The organism is Oricola cellulosilytica (assembly GCF_019966575.1).
GTDB classification, from domain to species: domain Bacteria; phylum Pseudomonadota; class Alphaproteobacteria; order Rhizobiales; family Rhizobiaceae; genus Oricola; species Oricola cellulosilytica.
The window spans coordinates 268,821-287,093 of the sequence record NZ_JAINFK010000005.1 but is presented as its reverse complement, the minus strand read 5'-3'; the positions used below and the strand labels follow the sequence as shown (position 1 = coordinate 287,093).

The following is an 18,273-nucleotide window of genomic DNA, read 5'->3' as shown; positions in this document are numbered from 1 at the left end:
GTCGATCCGATCGCACCAAACCATTCATAGAAGCGTGACGACGACCGCCCGCTTCCCATGAATGTTCAATGGCCAGACTGGAGACAGGGCGTGGCAATGGAGAGGTGCGCCCAAGGGGCCCGCCAGCGACGAATGAAATGAGGAGCTTAAGGGCGGGACAAAGAACCGGCGTGGCAACGGAGAGGCTTGGATATGAGGAAGTGTGTCTCACTCTCTCCAGGCGACAACCAGCCAGCCCGGGATCGGGGTACCCTGTTCCATCCGGACCGTGATTGCCTCAAAGGAGGAAATGCGAGTGAATCCATGATTCTGAAGAAGTTTATTCAGGTAATTTCTGTGGTGGGCAAAGCGCTGGTTCGGCGTAACGCGCCATGGATGACCCGCAAAAGCTTCATCCGGCAGGGTCTCGGATGAAAAGGCAAAGCATGCGCCGGGATTGGCATTGGCTGCAGCGCCCGCAAAGAGCGGTTCCAATGCTCCGACATAGGGAAGGACATCGGTCGCGACAATCAAGTCGAAAGGCCTGTGCTCTGGAACAGCGGACTTCTTCCACTCCTCGAGAAAATGCACCGCTTCGTTCACGAAGAGTTCGTCGTAGCAGGCCCGCTCGTCGGCAAGATCGATCATCTTCTCCGACAGATCCACACCCGTGGCGTGATCGCAAAGGTGGCCGAGTGTCATGCCCGAAAGGCCCGTTCCGCAGCCGAGATCGAGCATACGGCTGAAATGCGAGCCTTCGTCGGCCGCAAGAACCTCGGCCAGCTGCATCGGCACCGCATAGCCCAGATCGCCGGTCAGGATATCGTCAAAGGCCTCCGCATGCTGGTCGAAGAGCATCGCGACATAGGAGTCCGGCGCCTTGTCGGGCGGGTCGCCAAGGCCCAGCGACGCCAGGCGGACAGAGGCGCCGCAGTGGTCGTCCGGATCGAGTTCGAGACATTTGCGGTAGAGTTCAGCGGCCTCGTCGCCCGCGCCTCCCTTTTCAAGAACGAGGGCGCGCTCATAGACTTTGCTGAGTTGCTTCAAATTCTTCGCGGCGATCATCGGACCGGCGTAACCGATCCGTACGCGCTTGCGAAACGAAAGGTGCCGCGGATACGGGGCATCAATCGCCTTGGCGCTGGAGCCGGACCAGCTCGTTTTCAACGCGCTGAAGGATCGCGCCGGCCTCATCATGCGCCTGCCGCAATTTGTTGACCTGACCACGAAGCACAGCGATCGCATCATTGCGCGGATCGTCCGCAGGGGCCGAGCCGACGCCGTGCAGGAGCCAGGGCGTGCTGACATTGAGAATGCCGGCGATCATGGACAAGCGGCTGGACCGGGGCTCCGACCGGTCTGACTCCCAAGCCTGAACGGTCGCCGTCTTGACACCGAGCCGCCGCGCAAACTGGGCGGCGGACATGCCACTGGCGTCACGCGCACGGGAGAGGCGCCCTCCGAGCGTATCGACATCGGGCGGGCTGCTGAACATGTTCTCATTGGGCATCGTGCGTTCCATCATCTTATCGGTGCGGTGAGCCGCTCGGCGTGCCAGCGGAGGTGATCGTTCATGAAGGTCGAGATGAAGTTATAGGAATGATCGTATCCGGACTGCATGCGGAGCGTCAGAGGGATGCCCGATTTGCGGCATGCGGCTTGAAAGAGCTCGGGCTTGAGACCTTCTTCGAGGAAGGGGTCGGCGTCTCCCTGATCGATCAGAAATTCGCTGAAGGACTTGCCGCTCTCGACCAGACGCGTGGCGTCATATTCGACCCATCTGTCCTCGTCTTCGCCGAGATAGGCGGTGAAAGCCTTGCGAGCCCATTCGGCACGCGAGGGTGCGACGATCGGGGCAAAGGCCGAACAGCTGCGGAAACGTTCGGGATGGCGCAGCGCGATTGTCAGCGCTCCGTGCCCGCCCATCGAATGGCCGAAGATCGCCTGGCGGTCCATGTCGACCGGGAATTGGCCGGCAATGAACTCGGGCAGTTCTTCGGTGATGTATGTGTACATGCGGTAGTGTCCGGACCATGGTTTACGGGTCGCGTCGACATAGAAGCCCGCGCCCTTGCCCAGTTGCCAGTCATCCGGATCGTCGGCGACATCATCGCCCCGCGGACTGGTATCGGGACACACGATCACGAGACCGAGTTCCGCCGCCATGCGCCGGTATTCCCCCTTGTCCATAACGTTTTGATGGGTGCAGGTGAGCCCCGACAGATACCATACGAGCGGGCAGGGGGTATCGTTCGCCTGCGGCGGTACGAAGACCGCGAACGTCATTTCACATGAAGTGGACATCGCACCGTGGCTGTAGACTCCCTGGATGCCTCCATGTGCCCTCGATTCAGAAATTGTTTTCATCAAATGTTCCTGTCCGCTTCTTCCGATTGCCGCTTTGCGCGTCGGCATACGCGATCAAGCGCCTGGAGGAAGACCGATCGATCGTCACGGGTGAAGGCCCGATTAAACCCCCGGTCCTCGCCCGTTTCCCGCAGATGCTGTTTCAGGTCGCGCATGGCGACGGCCATGCCGATTGTCTCGCGCGTGTGCTCGCGACCCGTATTTCCAAGCACGTGAGCGCCATTTTCGACGCACCGGGCCGCAAGCGGGATGTCCTGTGTCACGACCACGTCGCCCGGTCCGGCGCGTTCGGCGATCCAGTCGTCCGCCGCGTCAGCGGAATTGGGCACGATCACGTTGCGGATCATCGGATCGCGGGACGGCCGAAGGCCGCCATTGGCGACAAACGTTACCGGCAAGTCGTGCCGCTCGGCCACCTTCAGGATCTCTTCCTTGACCGGGCACGCATCGGCATCGACGTAGATGGTGGAGCTTCTCGTTTCTGACATCGACAGACCGCGTGGCTTCATTCCGTAATTTTTGTGGTCCGCGCAGGGAGCCGCGGTGAGGACGATTTTGAGTGGCTGCAGGCCAGCCGTGACTTGGTCCACCATCGGGTTTCGGCCAAGCATTGGGCGGCTGAGCGCCTTACCAATCGGCGCCGGTCAGTACTCCACAACGGCGCGGATCGATTTCCCCTCGTGCATAAGATCAAAGCCTTCGTTAATCCTGTCCAGGGATAGCTTGTGCGTGATCATCGGGTCGATTTCGATCTTGCCGTCCATATACCAGTCGACGATTTTCGGAACGTCGGTCCGTCCTCGGGCGCCGCCAAACGCCGTTCCGCGCCAGGAACGCCCAGTGACCAGCTGGAATGGGCGGGTGGAAATCTCCTGACCCGCTCCGGCAACCCCGATGATGATCGACTGGCCCCAACCCTTGTGCGCGCATTCGAGCGCCTGGCGCATCACCTTTACGTTGCCGATGCATTCGAACGAGTAGTCCGCTCCGCCGCCGGTCAGTTCGACGAGATGTGCGACAAGATCGCCATCGACCTCTGACGGGTTTACGAAATGCGTCATGCCGAAGCGCTCGCCCCACTCCTTCTTGTCGTTGTTGAGATCAACGCCGACGATCTGCGACGCGCCGATAAGGCGCAAGCCTTGGATAACGTTCAGTCCGATACCGCCCAAACCGAACACGACACCGCGGCAGCCGGGTTCGGCCTTTGCGGTGTTGATTACAACCCCGATGCCGGTCGTCACCCCGCAGCCGATGTAGCACACCTTGTCGAAGGGTGCGTCCCGATGGATTTTTGCCACGGCGATCTCGGGCAGTACTGTGAAGTTGGAAAAGGTCGAGGTTCCCATGTAATGGAATACTGGCTTGCCATCGATGGAAAAACGGCTCGAGCCGTCCGGCATCAGGCCTTGCCCCTGTGTGGAGCGAATGGCTTGACACAGGTTGGTTTTCGGATTGAGGCAGTATTCGCACTCGCGGCACTCCGGCGTATAGAGCGGAATGACGTGATCGCCCTTTTTAAGGCTTCTCACACCAGTGCCCACATCGGCAACGACGCCAGCGCCCTCGTGGCCGAGAATTGCCGGAAAAATGCCCTCGGGATCGGCACCGGAACGCGTGAACTCGTCCGTATGGCAGATACCCGTCGCCTTGATCTCAACAAGAACCTCGCCTTCCCGTGGCCCTTCCAGATCGACTTCAACAATCTCCAACGGCTTTCCGGCCTCGAAGGCGACTGCGGCGCGTGACTTCATTGCAATGCTCTCCGGTTGACCGGCAAACAGTTTCAGGATTTGTGAGGGGTTTCAACCCGGAGGGGCGGCGTCGCTGACAGCGCGTGCGGCTTTCGGGCTTTCAAGGACCCGGCTCCATGAGCAAGGCGGAACCCAGTGCGGTAAAACCGCAACTTGACGAACATCTGGGCGGGATGGTGATCTGTGCCGCCGGTATGCTCATCATCCCGCTGATGGACGCTGTCGCCAAATGGCTGGCCGTCGTGGAAGGTGTTTCGCCCGGGCAGATCACGCTCGCCCGGTTCGTGGTTCAGGCGTTGCTGTCGGCTCCATTCGTGATCGCGGCGGCAGGGATCGGCGGATTGTGGCCGAAGCGGCCGATGTTCAACGTCATGCGCGGCGCGATCCTCGCGATCGCCAGCCTGCTTTTTTTCTTGGCGGTCAAATATATGCCGCTCGCGGACGCGATTGCCGTGTTTTTCGTCGAACCCCTCATTTTGACGGTCCTTTCCGTAGTCGTGCTGCGGGAGAAAGTCGGTTGGCGACGGATTTCCGCGGTTCTCGTCGGGTTCACGGGCGCGTTGATCGTCATCCAGCCGAGCTTCGAGCTTTTTGGACCGGTCTCCCTGCTGCCGCTGGGCACGGCGACGCTGTTTGCCACCTACCTGATTTTGAATCGCCTCGGGGGTACCGAGGACAGCGCGATGACCATGCAGGTCGCCGCCGGCGCGGGCGGGTCGCTTGTTCTTCTGGCGGCATCAGGCGCGGGGACGATGGCGGGCGTTGAAAATCTTGCGCTACGCCTCGACTATCCCCCTTCGATCTGGGGCCTATTGTTTCTCGCGGGCGCGATCGGCATGTTCGGACATCATTTGATCTTGCTCGGTTTTCGCGTTGCGCCCGCCTCGCTGCTCGCGCCGTTTCAGTATCTTGAAATCGTCAGTGCCGCGGGTGCGGGTTTGCTGCTTTTCGGCGACTTCCCGACCGCGTCAAAGTGGTTAGGCATTGCGATGATTGTTGGGGCCGGGCTTTACGTTTTCTGGCGTGAAAACAAGGCCGCCCGAAGCTGACGTCTGAGACACCGGCGAAAAGCTGATATTTTCTGGCTTTGCCTACAAACTCTGAGGAGGTGCTAGTAGCCTGAGCTTCAAAACGGGATGATTTATGCTGGCCGCGATCTATCTGTTCACCGGAACCTGTGTTCTGCACGGCTCCGGGGTCCGCGTCGCTGGAGCGCTGCATCGTTCGGCGAGTATGCTTGCTGGAACGGCCAATCGTTTTGTAGAGCAACTTCTCTAGCGCCGGCCGGTCGAATCTACCGCTCCGAAAACTTCTTCAAACGCCTCGCGCAATGCAAGATCGACGTCGTTCATGGTAACGGGAAGACCGAGATCTACGAGACTCGTAACCCCGTGTTCCGCTATCCCGCAAGGAATGATGCCGTTGTAGTGATCGAGGTCTGGCTCGCAATTTATGGCAATCCCGTGGAAAGAAACCCATTTGCGCAGACGGATGCCGATGGCGGCAATCTTATCTTCTGCGGAAGCTCCGTGCACGGTCGGTATTTTGTCAGGTCTTACCACCCACACGCCCACACGATTCTCGCGCCTTTCTCCCTTCACGTTAAACCTGCGGAGCGTGCCAATAACCCATTCCTCAAGGGCTGCCACGAACGCGCGGATGTCCTCGCGACGACGCTTCAGATCAAGCATCACATAGGCGACGCGCTGGCCTGGTCCATGATAGGTGAACTCGCCGCCCCGCCCGCTGCGGAATACCGGGAAGCGGTCGGAAACAAGGAGATCGTCTGATTTGGCGCTTGTCCCGGCCGTATATAGCGGCGGATGTTCGAGCAGCCAGATCAGTTCCGGCGCGCCGTTGTTCCGGATTGCGTCGACACGGGCCTCCATCGCCGCGACCGCGTCTTCGTACTCGACAAGACCGTCGCTGATGCGCCATTCAACCGGGGGAGTTCCGCTCGCCGGGAGGAACGTTCCGCCGTCTGCAAGAGCATTGCGGACGTTGGGTCTGTCGGTATCTGAGGACGACAATGGCATTGGCGTGACATGGGCTATCGCAGGCTTGGATGCAAGTGATCCCGCCGCTCGGGGGACGCGCCAAAAAACACCGGCAAACCCTTGTGCGGGTGAATCCGATTTGCTAAGTGCCGCGAGCCGGGTTCACCGGCTTCGTCCTTGGCTTGCGGTCGTGGCGGAATTGGTAGACGCGCAGCGTTGAGGTCGCTGTGGGGCAACCCGTGGAAGTTCGAGTCTTCTCGACCGCACCAATACTTCGATCATTCGCCTGATCCGGAATTGCTGATCAAGCTACGCGGCCGCCGCAGCATCATCCATGGGGGGCGCAAGGCACGCGAGAAAATCTTCGAGCCAGATTTTCGTGTCCGATTTACGGATACACTCGTAAAGCCATTCGTGACGGCGCCTTCGTTCCTCGATCGGCATTGTGAGAGCTTGGTAAAGCTTTTCAGCCATGTCGTCGACGTCGATCGGATTGACGATCAAAGCTTCAGTCATTTCCTCTGCCGCGCCAGCGAATTGGGAAAGAACAAGTACGCCTGGATCATTGGGATCCTGTGCCGCCACGAACTCCTTTGCCACAAGATTCATTCCGTCGCGCAGTGGCGTCACGAATGCGACTGCACTTGCCCGGTAAAGGCCGGCGAGTTTGTCGCGGGAAACGCTTCGGTGAATGTATCTTACGGGCGTCCAATTGAAATCTGAATATTTTCCGTTGACCCGCCCCGTCATCGCCTCAAGCTTGTCTCGAATATTCGCATACGCCTCGACATTTTCGCGTGTCGGGGGCGAGATCTGCAAAAGACTGAACCGGCCTTCCATTTCCGGGTGACGTGTGAGCAAACGGTCGACCGCGTCAACGCGTTGGGGCAAACCCTTCGAGTAATCGAGCCGGTCGACGCCGATAACCTGCTTTCGGTCGAGGATCTGGTTTCGCATCATATCGAAGTGAACGTCGTCCGGCATGTCTTCAGCCATGCGGCGAAACTGTTCAACGTCGATACCGATAGGAAACCTCCCGATGAAGCAACGCCGGCCCCCAGGAGAGGTCACGTAGCCTTCTTCATCAGGAGTGATTGTCATTTCGGCTTCGAGATAGTGTTTCAAGTGAAGCGCGTCGGTCTCGGTCTGCATCCCAACCACATCGTAAGCCATCAGAGTTTTGATTAAATCGGCATGCTCGGGCGCTGCGGCGAGCAGGTCGTGTGGGGGAAACGGTATGTGCAGGAAAAAGCCCAGCCGATTTCGGCATCCTCTCTGGCGCAGGTAGCCCCCCAGCGGGATCAGATGGTAATCCTGAATCCAGACGAGATCGTCTTCCTGTAGGTGAGGAATCAGCGCGTCCGCGAAACGCTGGTTGATGGCGTGGTAGTCGCGGAGGTACGCGGGATCGTATGAAATCAAATCCAGTCGATAGTGGAAAAGCGGCCAAAGCACGCTGTTGGCGTAGCCTGCATAGTAGTTTTCATACTCATCTTTTGGAAGCGGGAGCGAGATCACCCGGACGCTTCCCACGTCTTCCACCTGCGGCTCGCTTTCTGCTTTTTCGTTACTTTGACCGTCCCAACCCAACCACACACCGCCGCGGTCACGCATCGCGTCTGCGAGAGCGACTGCTAAGCCGCCTGATTGAGTGGTTTTCCGCAGATCAGCGACGCGGTTTGACACAACCACGAGCCTCATGACGCCCTCCCCAAATTATTGTGCGATGCTTCGCCCCTTGGATGGCGGCAAACCGTTGTGAACCAGGATTCGACCGCTGACGTGTCGTCCAGCCGGTAGCGGGCCCGGGTCTCACCTGATCCAACCTTAACAGAAATTCCGTCCATTGAGTTTACAATCTGAAAGCCGTCTTCGTCGGTAATGTCGTCGCCGAAGAATACCGGGCGCCGGCCGGAAAACGGGTCCGCTTCCATGAAGTGCAGGATCGCGTCACCCTTCGTTCGATCCGAGAACTTCAACTCGACCACCATCTTCCCGGAAACGAGTTTTCCGTGGCCCAACTCGGCAACCAAATCGCGCATAAACTCCTGAGCCGCTGCCTCAAGGTCGGGGCGTTTCCTAAAATGAACTGCGACCGAAGCGTTCTTGGTTTCTGCAAGAGTCCCCTCATGACGTGACGTGAACGCCATGACGCGCTCCCCGGCGTGTTTGAGTATCGCGGCGTCGATTTCATCGTGTTCGAAGCGTCCGTCGGGGCGTCGTCGTTCGGCACCGTGAATTCCTGCAGCAGGAAGTTCGAGAGGCGCAAGGAAACGGTCGATCTGGGCTAATTCCCGCCCGGAAATGATCGCTACGGCGCCCCCCGCTCGGTTATGGATGTCCCGCAATCCTTGCCGAATAATCGGCGATACACTGACGCCCAGCGGATCGTCGACGATAGGCGCCAAGACTCCGTCGAAGTCGAAAAAAAACGCGGCTTGGCCACAGTCCAGGTGGGGTATCTCGCTCATCATTATCCGGTGGAAGCGCGTTGGCGCTCGTTTTGGGAATTGTACCTGTCGACACAGGCGGAACGATAACGAAAGAACATGGTTCCGCCGCTGGGAATTTTTCGGCGGCGGTGCCCTTCACGCCTTTACGCCGCCTGAGAGACTGCATAGATACGCTCCCAATTGTGTGGCCACCCGCGTTCGTTGGCGGGACTGGAAAAGGAGACCGCCGATGGCTGACGCCATTTCCCTGACATTTCCCGATGGTTCCGTGCGTGCATATGATGCCGGCATGACCGGTCGCGATGTCGCGGAGTCAATTTCGAAATCGCTGGCCAAGAAAGCTGTCGCGATCTCGCTGAATGGCGAGTTGCGCGACCTTTCCGATCCCGTGCAGGATGGCGCGATTGAAATCGTAACGCGAGATGATGCCCGCGCCCTCGAACTGATCCGCCATGATGCGGCGCATGTGATGGCCGAAGCTGTGCAGGAACTCTACCCGGGGACCCAGGTGACGATCGGCCCGGTGATCGAAAACGGTTTCTATTACGACTTTAAGCGCGAAATGCCGTTCACGCCTGACGATCTGCCGGTGATCGAGAAGAAAATGCGCGAGATCATCCAACGCAACAAGCCGTTCAGCAAGGAGATCTGGTCGCGTGACAAAGCCCGCGACGTATTCTCCGAGAAAGGGGAGACCTACAAGGTCGAGCTTCTTGATGCGATTCCCGAAGACCAAGACGTCAAGATTTACGCGCAGGGTGACTGGTTCGACCTCTGCCGCGGACCCCATATGGCCTCAACGGGGCAAGTCGGCAATGCCTTCAAGCTAATGAAGGTCGCCGGCGCGTATTGGCGTGGTGATTCCGACAATGAGATGCTCACCCGCATTTACGGCACTGCTTGGCACGACCAGAAGGAACTGGACGCTTATCTGCACATGCTGGAGGAGGCGGAGAAGCGCGATCACCGGCGCCTGGGCCGCGAAATGGATCTCTTTCATTTTCAGGAGGAAGGTCCCGGGGTTGTTTTCTGGCACGCCAAGGGTTGGCGGATGTTCCAGGCGCTGCTTGCCTATATGCGACGCAGGCTCGAAGGCGAATACGACGAGGTCAATGCACCGCAGGTGCTTGACAACTCGCTGTGGCAAACATCCGGTCATTGGGGCTGGTATCGCGAGAACATGTTTGCAGTCGCCTGTGCGGACGAGGACGCAGAGGACAAACGTGTCTTCGCGCTAAAGCCCATGAACTGTCCCGGCCACGTCCAGATTTTCAAGCACGGACTTAAATCCTACCGCGATCTTCCGATACGGCTGGCCGAATTCGGAAACGTCCACCGTTACGAGCCGTCTGGTGCGTTGCATGGCTTGATGCGTGTGCGCGGGTTCACGCAGGACGATGCGCACGTTTTCTGCACGGAGGATCAGCTGGAAGCAGAGATTCTTAAGATCAACGATCTGATGATGTCGGTGTACGCTGATTTTGGTTTCGACGAGGTGCTAGTCAAACTGGCGACACGCCCGGAAAAGCGGGTCGGCACCGATGCCATGTGGGATCATGCCGAGGATATCCTGAGGAGAGCACTGTCCAGGATGGAGGCTGAATCCGGAGGGCGGATCAAGGCCGGTATCAATGAAGGCGAGGGCACCTTTTACGGGCCGAAATTCGAGTACACGCTGAAAGATGCCATCGGACGAGAATGGCAGTGCGGTACGACGCAAGTTGATTTCAATCTGCCCGAGCGTTTCGGCGCGTTTTATATCGACCGGGATTCGGAGAAGAAGCAGCCAGTCATGATTCACCGCGCCATCGTCGGTTCGTTGGAGCGTTTTCTCGGCATCTTGATCGAGAGCCATGCCGGCCATTTTCCGCTCTGGTTCGCGCCCTTGCAGGTGGTCGTTGCGACGATCACGCAGGATGCGGACGAATATGGCGAGCAGGTCGCGCAGAGACTACGTGACGCGGGGCTTCAAGTGGCCACCGACTTCCGCAACGAAAAGATTAACTACAAGGTTCGCGAGCATTCGCACGCCAAGGTGCCGGTCATTCTCGTGTGTGGACGTCGGGAGGCGGAAGAGGGGACCGTGAATGTCCGCAGGCTGGGCTCCCGGGATCAGGAATCACGGACGCTAGAGGATATCACGGCAGCGCTGGCGGTCGAGGCCACGCCGCCGGATATCGCTCGCAAACGAGCGTATCTGGAGAACATGCCGCGATTCGCTTGAAACTCGACGTGCGTACCACACGTCTTTAAGGACGAAAATATTGGGGACGTGCGCCCAGAGATGAACAGAACCGTACGATTCGCTGAACTGTCCTACGCCCGTCCGGACGACCCGCCGCTTAAGCGATGGCTTATCCGGATGATCGAAAGCCTGTCGGGGCGCGACCGGCTGGCCGATCTCTACGAGTACTGGCGAAACGAGATATTCGGGAAGAGCGAGAGCGTTTTTACCGAGATGTTGAATCTTATCGAGGTGGAGTTTAGCGCCGACGGCCTGTGGCCTCCTACCAATATCCCAGACACACCGATTGTCATGGTCGCTAATCACCCCTACGGGATCGGTGACGGTATTGCCTTTCTTTCGCTCGCCGAAAAATTGGGCCGGCCGTTTCGCGTCGTCATCAACAACGACCTCTTGAAGGTTCCCGAAATCCGTCCGTACTCGCTGCCGATCTCATTCGAGGAGTCGAAAGATGCTGTCGCACTAAACCTGCAGACTAGAAAAGAGGCGGTGAGTTTGCTGAAGGAAGGGGTGACGATCGTGATCTTTCCGGCGGGTGGCGTCGCGACGGCCCACAAGGGGCTGGGGAGGGCCCACGATCTGCCATGGAAAATGTTTACGGCAAGAATGATTCAGTCCGCCAACGCATCGGTGATACCGATTTATTTCGAAGGTCAGAATGGACGCGTATTCCAGTTCGTTAGCCAGTTTTCGCTGACCTTGCGCACTTCGCTGCTCATTCGCGAATTCCGGCGTCTATACGGAAAGCAGATCAAGGCGTGGATCGGCAAGACCATCCCGTGGGAGGAATTGGCGGATATTCAGGACCGCAAAGTCTTGCTGGAGAAACTTCACGATGCAGTGTTTTCACTCGAGCCACGCCCGCGTAAGGGCCGTGAGGTGGCAAAGATTGCTGAGGGTTACTGATCTAGCTGCTCTGCGGATTCGGCGTCCAGCTTGACGACGGTATCGCGACCTGCGCGGATTTCGATCTCGCGTTGAAAAACACGGTTTTTGTTCTTCGCGATCACCGTGTAGTTACCCGCTGCCAAGATCATAGAGGGGAAAGCCCCGACGTTCTCGGCAAGGACCTCCCCGGAGGGCCCAACCACAGACCAAGCCGTATCCGCCAATGGGACACCGGCATCCCCCCGCACCAGATTGAGGGTAACCTGTGCCGCCCTATGTTCGACTTGGGCCGTAGTGGTTTTGCCCGCCTCGACCCGGATATCCGCCCGTATCGTGGCGTTTACATCGCCATAATTCGAAACGATATGGTAAGTTCCGGCATTCAGGCGGACCGTGCGTCCTGGGCGAACGTCCGGTAAGATCAAACGCCGTTCGCCATTTTCGTCCTCTTCAGCATGGTAGATGTCGAAGCGAAGGCGATCATTGCGCATCGGTATCTTGTCCGGCAACACTCCTTCGAGGCGCAAGCCACCAGCGTCCAGTATCATCGTTTCGTGGCGAGCTTCGTTGCCGAGCGTAATACGCGTGGTCGCACCCGCCCGTCCGAACGCGGCGTGAACCAGATACTCCCCCGGATTGAGCGTTATACGGGTTGGACCGCCTTCAGCGATCGCTAGCAGCGGCAACTTCCCTCCTTGCTCCGGTTCTGAACCGAACACGCGCCAGACCATTCCCTCGCTTATGGTCTTGGCTTCGGCTGATAGCCGGGCGTCCAGCAAAAGGTCGACCCCTGTTGTGGAGGCTGGGCTGGCTTGGCTGGATGGAGGCGCGTAGTTGGTGATGCCCGGGAGTTCCACTTCGGCCGAAAACTGCGCCTCTTGGGCGGTGGCCGCGCGGACAGACAAGAAACAGAAGAAGACGAAGACCAATGCGCGAAGCGCGCGAGGCATGGCGGGTGAGGCGGCAAGCAGGTGAGGCGTAGCGGGCGAGGGGGAGAGCGGACGAAGCATGTCGGTGAATTTCTGCACGGTATGTCGGTAAACCCCTCGGACGCTGGCATTTTCGCGAACGCTGCGCCATATCAGGGCGCAACGGTAAACAAGATTCGAGCTTTTTCGTGACACCTGACGATGCAGTCGCGTCTTATCTCAAGACGCGCAAGTCCGTGCCCCTGAGCATGATAACCGGGCCGGGACCGGATCCGGCGCAACTGCGAGATATATTGGCAATGGCGGCGCGCTCGCCCGACCACGGTCGCCTGGTCCCTTGGAGGTTTGTTGTGTACCGCGCCGAAAACGCCGGTGAAATTGCCGATAAAGTCGAGAAACTCGCCGAGGAGGTCAACGGGCCGCTGGCCGACGACCAGCGCGAGCGCGAGCGCAACCGGCTGCGCCGCGCCCCGGTTGCGGTCGGGGTGGTGTCGACGGCGGCGCCGCACGAGAAGATCCCCGAGTGGGAGCAGTTCCTGTCGGCGGGGGCGGTGGCGATGAACCTCGTTCACGCGGTGAATGCCAGCGGCTTTGCCGCCAACTGGGTGACCGGCTGGTTCTGCGACCACCCGCGCGGCCGCGCGATCCTCGGCCTTGCGCCGCACGAGCGGATGGCGGGCATCGTCCATATAGGCTCCTGCGACCGGGAGATCGCCGAGCGCCCGCGCCCGGACGTCGACGCGCTGATCTCGGATTATAGCGGGGAATATCGCGGATGAGCGAACGCTTCTACGAGCCGGCAAAGGGCCACGGCCTGCCGCACAACCCGTTCAAGGCGATCGTCGCGCCGCGCCCGATCGGCTGGATCTCGACGCGCTCGGCGTCCGGCGCGATCAACCTTGCGCCCTATTCGTTCTTCAACGCGGTCGCCGACAATCCGCCGGTGGTGATGTTTTCCTCGACCGGGCGCAAGGACAGCGTCACCTTCGCGGAGGAAACCGGCGAGTTCGTGTGCAATTACGTCGGCGAGGCGCAGCGCGACGCGATGCACCAGTCGTCGTTCGCCTATCCGCGCGGGGTCTCGGAATTCTCCGATGCGGGGCTCGAGGAAGCGCAATGCCGGATCGTCAAGCCGCCGCGCGTGGCGGGCGCGCCGGCCGCGCTGGAATGCGCGGTCACGGTGATCATGCCGGTGAAGGACCGGGGCGGCGCGGATACCGACAACTGGCTGGTGTTCGGCGAGGTGGTGGGCGTCCACCTCTCGGAGGCCGCGCTGACCGACGGCTATTTCGACCTCGCCAAGGCCAAGCCGGTCGCCCGGCTCGGCTATCTCGATTACGGCAGCGGGTTTACCATCACCGCGATTGCCCGCCCGAACGGCCCGCGCAAGGCGTAGATCCGTACCCGCGCGGCCCGGAAATCCGCGCGCTCCCCGAAAACATGGTGAACCAAGCGTAAACCATTTTTGCCTAGCCTGACCTCTCGGGTACGGGTTCGAGGCGCGTTGATGATCGTTCAGCAGTTTTTGAAATGGAGCAGGTCGGCAGACGTGGCGCGGCGGACGGCCGCGGCGTCGGCGCTGGCGCGCGCCTATCTCCTCTCGGAGATGGAGGTGGAGGAGCGCTGCGCGGCCGATGCGGCGATGACCTATCTGCTCGACGACCCTTCGCCGAAGGTGCGCTACGCGCTGGCCGAGGCGCTGGCCTCGAGCCGGGCCGCGCCGCCGCACATCGTCACCGCGCTTGCCGGCGACCAGTACGAGGTGGCAAGCCTCGTCATCGCCCGCTCGCCGATCCTGCGCGATTCCGATCTGGCGGCGCGCGTCGAGATCGCCGAGCCGCGCATCCAGACCCTGATCGCCAACCGGCCGGAAATCTCCAACCGGCTGGCGCGCGCGATCAGCGAATTCGGCCAGGAGGCGGCGGCGGTGGCGCTGCTGCGCAATGCCAATGCCGATGTCTGCGACGCCTGCCGGGCGACCATCGCCGGACGGCACATGGAAGACGCCGCGACGCGCGGCGCGCTGCTCGACGATCCGGACCTCTCGCCGGTGCTGCGCCTCAGCGTGCTGAAGGCCTGCGGGGAGGCGCTGGCGGGCTCGAACCTCGTCGGCCACGCGCTCGGGCGCGGCGGGGCCAAGCGCGTGCCGGGGGAAGCGGTCTCCAATGCGCTGGTGCTGCTCGCCTCCGGCCGGATGGACGAGGGCGTGTGCGACCTGATCGCGGCGCTGCGCGACAGCGGCGCGCTGACGACCAAGCTGCTGATCCGGGCCGTGTGCGCGGGCAAGATCGACTTCATCGCGCGCATCCTCTCCGATCTCTCGGGGCAGGGCTACGCGCGGATCACGGCGATCCTCGTCGACGAGCGGGAGAACCAGCTTCGCGCGCTGCTCGACGCGGCGGGGCTGGCGCGCAGCGTCCATCCGCTGTTCCTGACGGCGATCGGGATCTGGCGCGACGTCGCCAACGGAAGGCTGAACGCCGGGGCGCAGGAGGTGACGCGGATGATCATCGAGGCGTTCGACGCCGATAACGCGTCGGCAAGAGATCACGACAATGACGACATCGCCGCGCTGTTGCGCAACATCCATCTCGACATGATCCGCCAGAACGCCCGCCGCCACGCGCTGGATCTAGCTGCGGCTTAGGGGGAAGGATCACGCCTTGACCGAATGGTCCCTATTGGAGGTCGAGTACCGCTCTTTCTGTCATCGCCACATGGAGCGGGTCCCGACCTAAATCATTTTAACGATGCGGCGGGTCATCAGCCGCGCGGGAAGACCTCGTTCAAAGCTATAATAACCAACATGACTCCGACGATCCCGTGGAGCAGCCGCGCCGTGAACAACAGCGTTGCGGGACGGCGTTCCATCAGCCGCAAAAGCGTGTCCCGGCACAGAACGGCCGTCACTGCCACCAACGCCAGCGTTAGCGCGACACCCAGCATCATCACGCCTGCGAAGGCGATGCCGGCCTCGGTCGCGCCCTTGGAAATTGCGAACGTCATGACAAAGAGCGTGAGCGGGCAGGGTATCAGCCCAGCCGTCAAACCGAGGGCCAGACCCTGCCCGGCGGCGTGATCGTGCCTTCCTGGCGGGCGCAGGGCCTGCCACACCATCCACAACCCGATCATGCCGATCAAGCCTCGGCTGAGGTTCTCGAGCGCGGGGGCGCGGCCGACCTCGCCAAAGGCGATGGAGACGAGCGGAAGAGAAAGCAGGGCGATGAGGACCGACATCGAAACGTGGGTCATCGACAGGACAAAAGAGACGGCGAGCGCCCGCGAGGCGGCCAGGCGCGAACCGGCCAGGTAGCTGGCGAGAATCGTCTTGCTGTGCCCGGGTGTTGCCGCATGGATGGCCCCGAACACGACTCCCACGGGCAGAAAGACCGCCAATTGGGTCCAGTCGCCGGTTTCCGAAAACTCGCGAATCCGGTCGGCAAATGCGAGATAGATGTCCCGCTGAGCGGAGACCGCGTCCGCATACAGGCCGAGGAGCCAGTTCACGGTTCCCGCCTTCGGGTCCTCGCCGCCTCAGCCATGGGTCGGCCAGGCGCGGTGCTCGTCGTCGATCAGGAAGAGGTGCCGGTGGCGCTTCCCCGGGGCGCCAGCGAGATGCGGGTGGCCCGCCGGAAGGTCGGGATGATCGTGGACAAGCTCGGAGGGATCACCTGCCGGCCAGAGTGCAAGCGCCAGCGCCGAGGCGGCGAGCGCCAATGCGCCGAGAATTGCCATCGCAGCGGACCAGCCGAAGGTTTCGCCGGTCCATCCGGCAAGCGGATAGGTGATGAGCCAGCAGGCATGGGACAGGGCGAATTGAGCGGCGAAGACGGCCGGCCTGTCCTCCGCATGGGCAGAGCGCCGCAGCAGACGTCCGGATGGTGTCAGGACCGCAGAATAAAGTGTCCCGCTCGCCGCCCAGGCGAGCAGAAATCCGGTCCATCCAGGCAACCCCTCTGCAAACATGTACACCGCATGGCCGAGCGTGAGCGCGCCGAGGAGAAAGGCGGCGGCGACCATGACCAGCCGGTCCGGGAGCCTGTCGAGCAGGCGCGGCAGGGAAAGCGCCGCAAGCATGGAGCCGCCGCCGAATGCGGCAAGCGCTTGCGCTACCTGGGTTTCGCCCGCGCCGTAGCCGGACCGGACAAGAACGACCGTGTTGACGATGACAAAAGCTCCTGCGGCGGCCGCGGCCATATTGAGCGCCAGCAAACCGCGCAGGCGTGGCGTCGCCAGGTAGATGCGCGTTCCGCGCGTCAGGCGCGCGAAAAAGGGGCGTGCCTTGGCTGTTTGCGGCAGGGCCGGAACAAGGGTCGCCGCGACCAGGGCGGCTGACCCCAGAAAACCGACGACAGTGCCGCCGAACAGCCAATGATAACTCATTATCGAGAGGAGAATGCCGGCGAGCGCCGGGCTAACCAGATTTTCAAGATCATAGGCCAACCGGGATAGCGAAAGGGCCTTCGTATAGTCCTTCTCGTCCGGAAGGATATCCGGAATGACTGCCTGAAAGGTTGGAGTGAAGGTCGCAGATGCTGCCTGCAGGATGAAGATCAGCAGGTAAATCTGCCAGACCGCGTCGATGAAGGGCAGGAACAGGGAGACCGACGCCCGGACGAGGTCGGCACCGATCAGCACTGCCTTGCGCGGCAGATTTTCCGCGATCGCGCCGGCTACGGGGGCCAAGCCCACATAGGCGATCATCTTGATCGCCAGCGCCGTTCCCAGGACAGCCCCGGCGCGCTCACCGGCGAGATCATAGGCCAGAAGGCTCAGCGCAACCGTCAACAGACCGGTACCAAGAAGGGCCACGACCTGCGCCGAGAAGAGGTTCCGGTAAGCTGTGTTTGAGAGGATACCCAGAATGGCGGCCGACTCCGAGGTCCCGGCTACAAATACCGGGCAATGGCCTTGAAGTCGTCAATTTCCTCGCGCTGTCTCGCGTCGAGCGGGCCGACAACTTCATCGAGGCAGTGATTGAGATGATCCTCGATCAGGGTCTTCTTGGCGCTGGCGATGGCATTTTCGACCGCCTGCATCTGCTGGGCGATCTTTAAACAGGGCTGTCCTGATTCGATCATTCCGGTGACCTTGCGCAGATGGCCCTCGGCCCGCTTCAGGCGGTTCACGAGGGCGGGATGACTTGTATGGCGATGAGGCTGGTCCATGCCTTGAACCTATCCCCCTGGAGGGGATATAGCAAGGAGAGAGAATCGCCTTGAAGCTGGCGAAGCAACAGATTGTTAAGGCCGTGGTGAGTATTCGTTAAGCATGTCGTTTCGGCCTCACAGCACAGTTCTGCGCCTCGCTATTGCACTGGCGATGACGCTCAGCCTGTTGTCGCCTGCCAACGCCTTTCCGACCGCGTTCGCAGAAGCACAGCATCACGCAGAGATGCAGGCGGAATTCGCCGAACATGGCCATGTTCACGACGACGCGGGCGAAGGCGAGCACGCGCCCGGCCAAGGCCATCATCCGGCCGATCATTCACATGAAACACCGAGCCCTTATGCTGGTGCGGTTTCAGTCATGCCGCCCGACGGGTGCGACTGGCATCCGCTGGCGCACGGCTTCCCATATTTTGAAGCCGGCTCCCGCCTGGACCGTCCCCCAAGACCGATCTTCGTCACCTGATCGCGGCCGCTCCGTGGCCATCTTTAA

At 60.8% G+C, this 18,273-nt stretch carries 19 protein-coding genes and 1 tRNA gene; 8 read left to right on the top strand and 12 right to left on the bottom strand.

Annotated features, from left to right (window positions below; all coding sequences use genetic code 11):
• Positions 1-207: 207 nt before the first annotated feature.
• From LC298_RS13795 to LC298_RS13775, 5 genes are all read right to left on the bottom strand, one after another.
• Positions 208-1,044: a class I SAM-dependent methyltransferase gene (locus LC298_RS13795; RefSeq protein ID WP_131570505.1), complete on the bottom strand. Its 837-nt coding sequence runs from the start codon at positions 1,042-1,044 to the stop codon at positions 208-210.
• A 61-nt stretch (positions 1,045-1,105) separates the two neighbouring features.
• Positions 1,106-1,489: a helix-turn-helix domain-containing protein gene (locus tag LC298_RS13790; protein WP_223385670.1), complete on the bottom strand. Its 384-nt coding sequence runs from the start codon at positions 1,487-1,489 to the stop codon at positions 1,106-1,108.
• 11 nt (positions 1,490-1,500) lie between these two features.
• Entirely contained in the window at positions 1,501-2,346 is an 846-nt protein-coding gene (gene fghA / locus LC298_RS13785) for an S-formylglutathione hydrolase (RefSeq protein ID WP_131570509.1), read from the bottom strand.
• The gene (locus LC298_RS13780) at positions 2,346-2,834 is read right to left on the bottom strand and encodes a YaiI/YqxD family protein (protein ID WP_131570672.1); all 489 of its coding nucleotides are present in this window, start codon (positions 2,832-2,834) and stop codon (positions 2,346-2,348) included. The genes fghA and LC298_RS13780 overlap by 1 nt, the downstream gene beginning before the upstream one ends.
• A 156-nt stretch (positions 2,835-2,990) precedes the next feature.
• Positions 2,991-4,100, bottom strand: coding sequence for an S-(hydroxymethyl)glutathione dehydrogenase/class III alcohol dehydrogenase (locus tag LC298_RS13775; protein WP_131570511.1), 1,110 nt, complete (start codon positions 4,098-4,100; stop codon positions 2,991-2,993).
• Between the two features lie 116 nt (positions 4,101-4,216).
• Between LC298_RS13775 and LC298_RS13770 the strand changes: the two genes are divergently transcribed.
• On the top strand, positions 4,217-5,149 hold the full coding sequence (locus LC298_RS13770; protein WP_131570513.1) for a DMT family transporter: 933 nt from the start codon (positions 4,217-4,219) through the stop codon (positions 5,147-5,149).
• Positions 5,150-5,374: 225 nt separating this feature from the next.
• Here the strand turns inward: LC298_RS13770 and lipB are convergent, their stop codons facing one another.
• A complete protein-coding gene (lipB, locus tag LC298_RS13765) occupies positions 5,375-6,136 on the bottom strand; it encodes a lipoyl(octanoyl) transferase LipB (protein WP_131570515.1) in 762 nt (253 codons plus the stop codon).
• 145 nt (positions 6,137-6,281) lie between these two features.
• Between lipB and LC298_RS13760 the strand changes: the two genes are divergently transcribed.
• Positions 6,282-6,366, top strand: a tRNA-Leu gene (locus tag LC298_RS13760).
• A 40-nt stretch (positions 6,367-6,406) separates the two neighbouring features.
• On the opposite strand, the gene LC298_RS13755 is transcribed toward LC298_RS13760, so the two are convergent.
• Both LC298_RS13755 and otsB read right to left on the bottom strand, forming a co-directional pair.
• Positions 6,407-7,798, bottom strand: a complete 1,392-nt coding sequence (locus tag LC298_RS13755) for an alpha,alpha-trehalose-phosphate synthase (UDP-forming) (protein WP_131570517.1) — start codon at positions 7,796-7,798, stop codon at positions 6,407-6,409.
• The gene (gene otsB, locus LC298_RS13750) at positions 7,795-8,568 is read right to left on the bottom strand and encodes a trehalose-phosphatase (protein ID WP_158284797.1); all 774 of its coding nucleotides are present in this window, start codon (positions 8,566-8,568) and stop codon (positions 7,795-7,797) included. Before otsB ends, LC298_RS13755 begins: the two co-directional genes overlap by 4 nt.
• A 211-nt stretch (positions 8,569-8,779) precedes the next feature.
• On the opposite strand from otsB, the gene thrS reads away from it, so the two are divergent.
• Both thrS and LC298_RS13740 read left to right on the top strand, forming a co-directional pair.
• Positions 8,780-10,774 (top strand): threonine--tRNA ligase, encoded by a 1,995-nt coding sequence (gene thrS, locus LC298_RS13745; protein ID WP_131570521.1) that lies wholly within the window; start codon positions 8,780-8,782, stop codon positions 10,772-10,774.
• Positions 10,775-10,834: 60 nt separating this feature from the next.
• Positions 10,835-11,701, top strand: a complete 867-nt coding sequence (locus LC298_RS13740; RefSeq protein ID WP_131570523.1) for a lysophospholipid acyltransferase family protein — start codon at positions 10,835-10,837, stop codon at positions 11,699-11,701.
• On the opposite strand, the gene LC298_RS13735 is transcribed toward LC298_RS13740, so the two are convergent.
• Positions 11,695-12,711 (bottom strand): hypothetical protein, encoded by a 1,017-nt coding sequence (locus LC298_RS13735; RefSeq protein WP_199223326.1) that lies wholly within the window; start codon positions 12,709-12,711, stop codon positions 11,695-11,697. The genes LC298_RS13740 and LC298_RS13735 overlap by 7 nt on opposite strands.
• A 149-nt stretch (positions 12,712-12,860) precedes the next feature.
• Here LC298_RS13735 and LC298_RS13730 point away from each other — a divergent pair, with 149 nt between their 5' ends.
• The 3 genes from LC298_RS13730 (at position 12,861) to LC298_RS13720 (ending at position 15,259) form a co-directional block, all read left to right on the top strand.
• Entirely contained in the window at positions 12,861-13,391 is a 531-nt protein-coding gene (locus LC298_RS13730) for a nitroreductase family protein (protein WP_131570676.1), read from the top strand.
• Complete coding sequence (locus tag LC298_RS13725; RefSeq protein ID WP_131570525.1) at positions 13,388-14,008, top strand: flavin reductase family protein; 621 nt, start codon at positions 13,388-13,390, stop codon at positions 14,006-14,008. The genes LC298_RS13730 and LC298_RS13725 overlap by 4 nt, the downstream gene beginning before the upstream one ends.
• Before the next feature lie 111 nt (positions 14,009-14,119).
• Positions 14,120-15,259, top strand: a complete 1,140-nt coding sequence (locus LC298_RS13720; RefSeq protein ID WP_131570527.1) for a DUF2336 domain-containing protein — start codon at positions 14,120-14,122, stop codon at positions 15,257-15,259.
• A gap of 116 nt (positions 15,260-15,375) precedes the next feature.
• Here the strand turns inward: LC298_RS13720 and LC298_RS13715 are convergent, their stop codons facing one another.
• From LC298_RS13715 to LC298_RS13705, 3 genes are read right to left on the bottom strand one after another with little or no spacing between them, the layout of a single operon-like run.
• Positions 15,376-16,119, bottom strand: coding sequence for a nickel/cobalt transporter (locus LC298_RS13715; protein WP_223385669.1), 744 nt, complete (start codon positions 16,117-16,119; stop codon positions 15,376-15,378).
• Between the two features lie 27 nt (positions 16,120-16,146).
• Positions 16,147-17,478: an MFS transporter gene (locus LC298_RS13710; protein ID WP_131570529.1), complete on the bottom strand. Its 1,332-nt coding sequence runs from the start codon at positions 17,476-17,478 to the stop codon at positions 16,147-16,149.
• Between the two features lie 23 nt (positions 17,479-17,501).
• Positions 17,502-17,780, bottom strand: a complete 279-nt coding sequence (locus LC298_RS13705) for a metal-sensing transcriptional repressor (protein WP_131570531.1) — start codon at positions 17,778-17,780, stop codon at positions 17,502-17,504.
• Between the two features lie 103 nt (positions 17,781-17,883).
• Here LC298_RS13705 and LC298_RS13700 point away from each other — a divergent pair, with 103 nt between their 5' ends.
• The gene (locus tag LC298_RS13700) at positions 17,884-18,246 is read left to right on the top strand and encodes a hypothetical protein (RefSeq protein WP_131570533.1); all 363 of its coding nucleotides are present in this window, start codon (positions 17,884-17,886) and stop codon (positions 18,244-18,246) included.
• Positions 18,247-18,273: the final 27 nt, after the last annotated feature.

Bases quoted from the DNA above. Each gene is read 5' to 3' on its own strand.
- LC298_RS13775 (WP_131570511.1), bottom strand. From the start codon at position 4,100: ATGAAGTCACGCGCCGCAGTCGCCTTCGAGGCCGGAAAGCCGTTGGAG.
- otsB (WP_158284797.1), bottom strand. From the start codon at position 8,568: ATGAGCGAGATACCCCACCTGGACTGTGGCCAAGCCGCGTTTTTTTTC.
- LC298_RS13770 (WP_131570513.1), top strand. From the start codon at position 4,217: ATGAGCAAGGCGGAACCCAGTGCGGTAAAACCGCAACTTGACGAACAT.
- LC298_RS13730 (WP_131570676.1), top strand. From the start codon at position 12,861: ATGATAACCGGGCCGGGACCGGATCCGGCGCAACTGCGAGATATATTG.
- LC298_RS13755 (WP_131570517.1), bottom strand. From the start codon at position 7,798: ATGAGGCTCGTGGTTGTGTCAAACCGCGTCGCTGATCTGCGGAAAACC.
- LC298_RS13720 (WP_131570527.1), top strand. From the start codon at position 14,120: ATGATCGTTCAGCAGTTTTTGAAATGGAGCAGGTCGGCAGACGTGGCG.
- LC298_RS13795 (WP_131570505.1), bottom strand. From the start codon at position 1,044: ATGATCGCCGCGAAGAATTTGAAGCAACTCAGCAAAGTCTATGAGCGC.
- fghA (WP_131570509.1), bottom strand. From the start codon at position 2,346: ATGAAAACAATTTCTGAATCGAGGGCACATGGAGGCATCCAGGGAGTC.
- lipB (WP_131570515.1), bottom strand. From the start codon at position 6,136: ATGCCATTGTCGTCCTCAGATACCGACAGACCCAACGTCCGCAATGCT.
- LC298_RS13780 (WP_131570672.1), bottom strand. From the start codon at position 2,834: ATGTCAGAAACGAGAAGCTCCACCATCTACGTCGATGCCGATGCGTGC.
- LC298_RS13725 (WP_131570525.1), top strand. From the start codon at position 13,388: ATGAGCGAACGCTTCTACGAGCCGGCAAAGGGCCACGGCCTGCCGCAC.
- thrS (WP_131570521.1), top strand. From the start codon at position 8,780: ATGGCTGACGCCATTTCCCTGACATTTCCCGATGGTTCCGTGCGTGCA.
- LC298_RS13700 (WP_131570533.1), top strand. From the start codon at position 17,884: ATGTCGTTTCGGCCTCACAGCACAGTTCTGCGCCTCGCTATTGCACTG.
- LC298_RS13705 (WP_131570531.1), bottom strand. From the start codon at position 17,780: ATGGACCAGCCTCATCGCCATACAAGTCATCCCGCCCTCGTGAACCGC.
- LC298_RS13790 (WP_223385670.1), bottom strand. From the start codon at position 1,489: ATGCCCAATGAGAACATGTTCAGCAGCCCGCCCGATGTCGATACGCTC.
- LC298_RS13740 (WP_131570523.1), top strand. From the start codon at position 10,835: ATGAACAGAACCGTACGATTCGCTGAACTGTCCTACGCCCGTCCGGAC.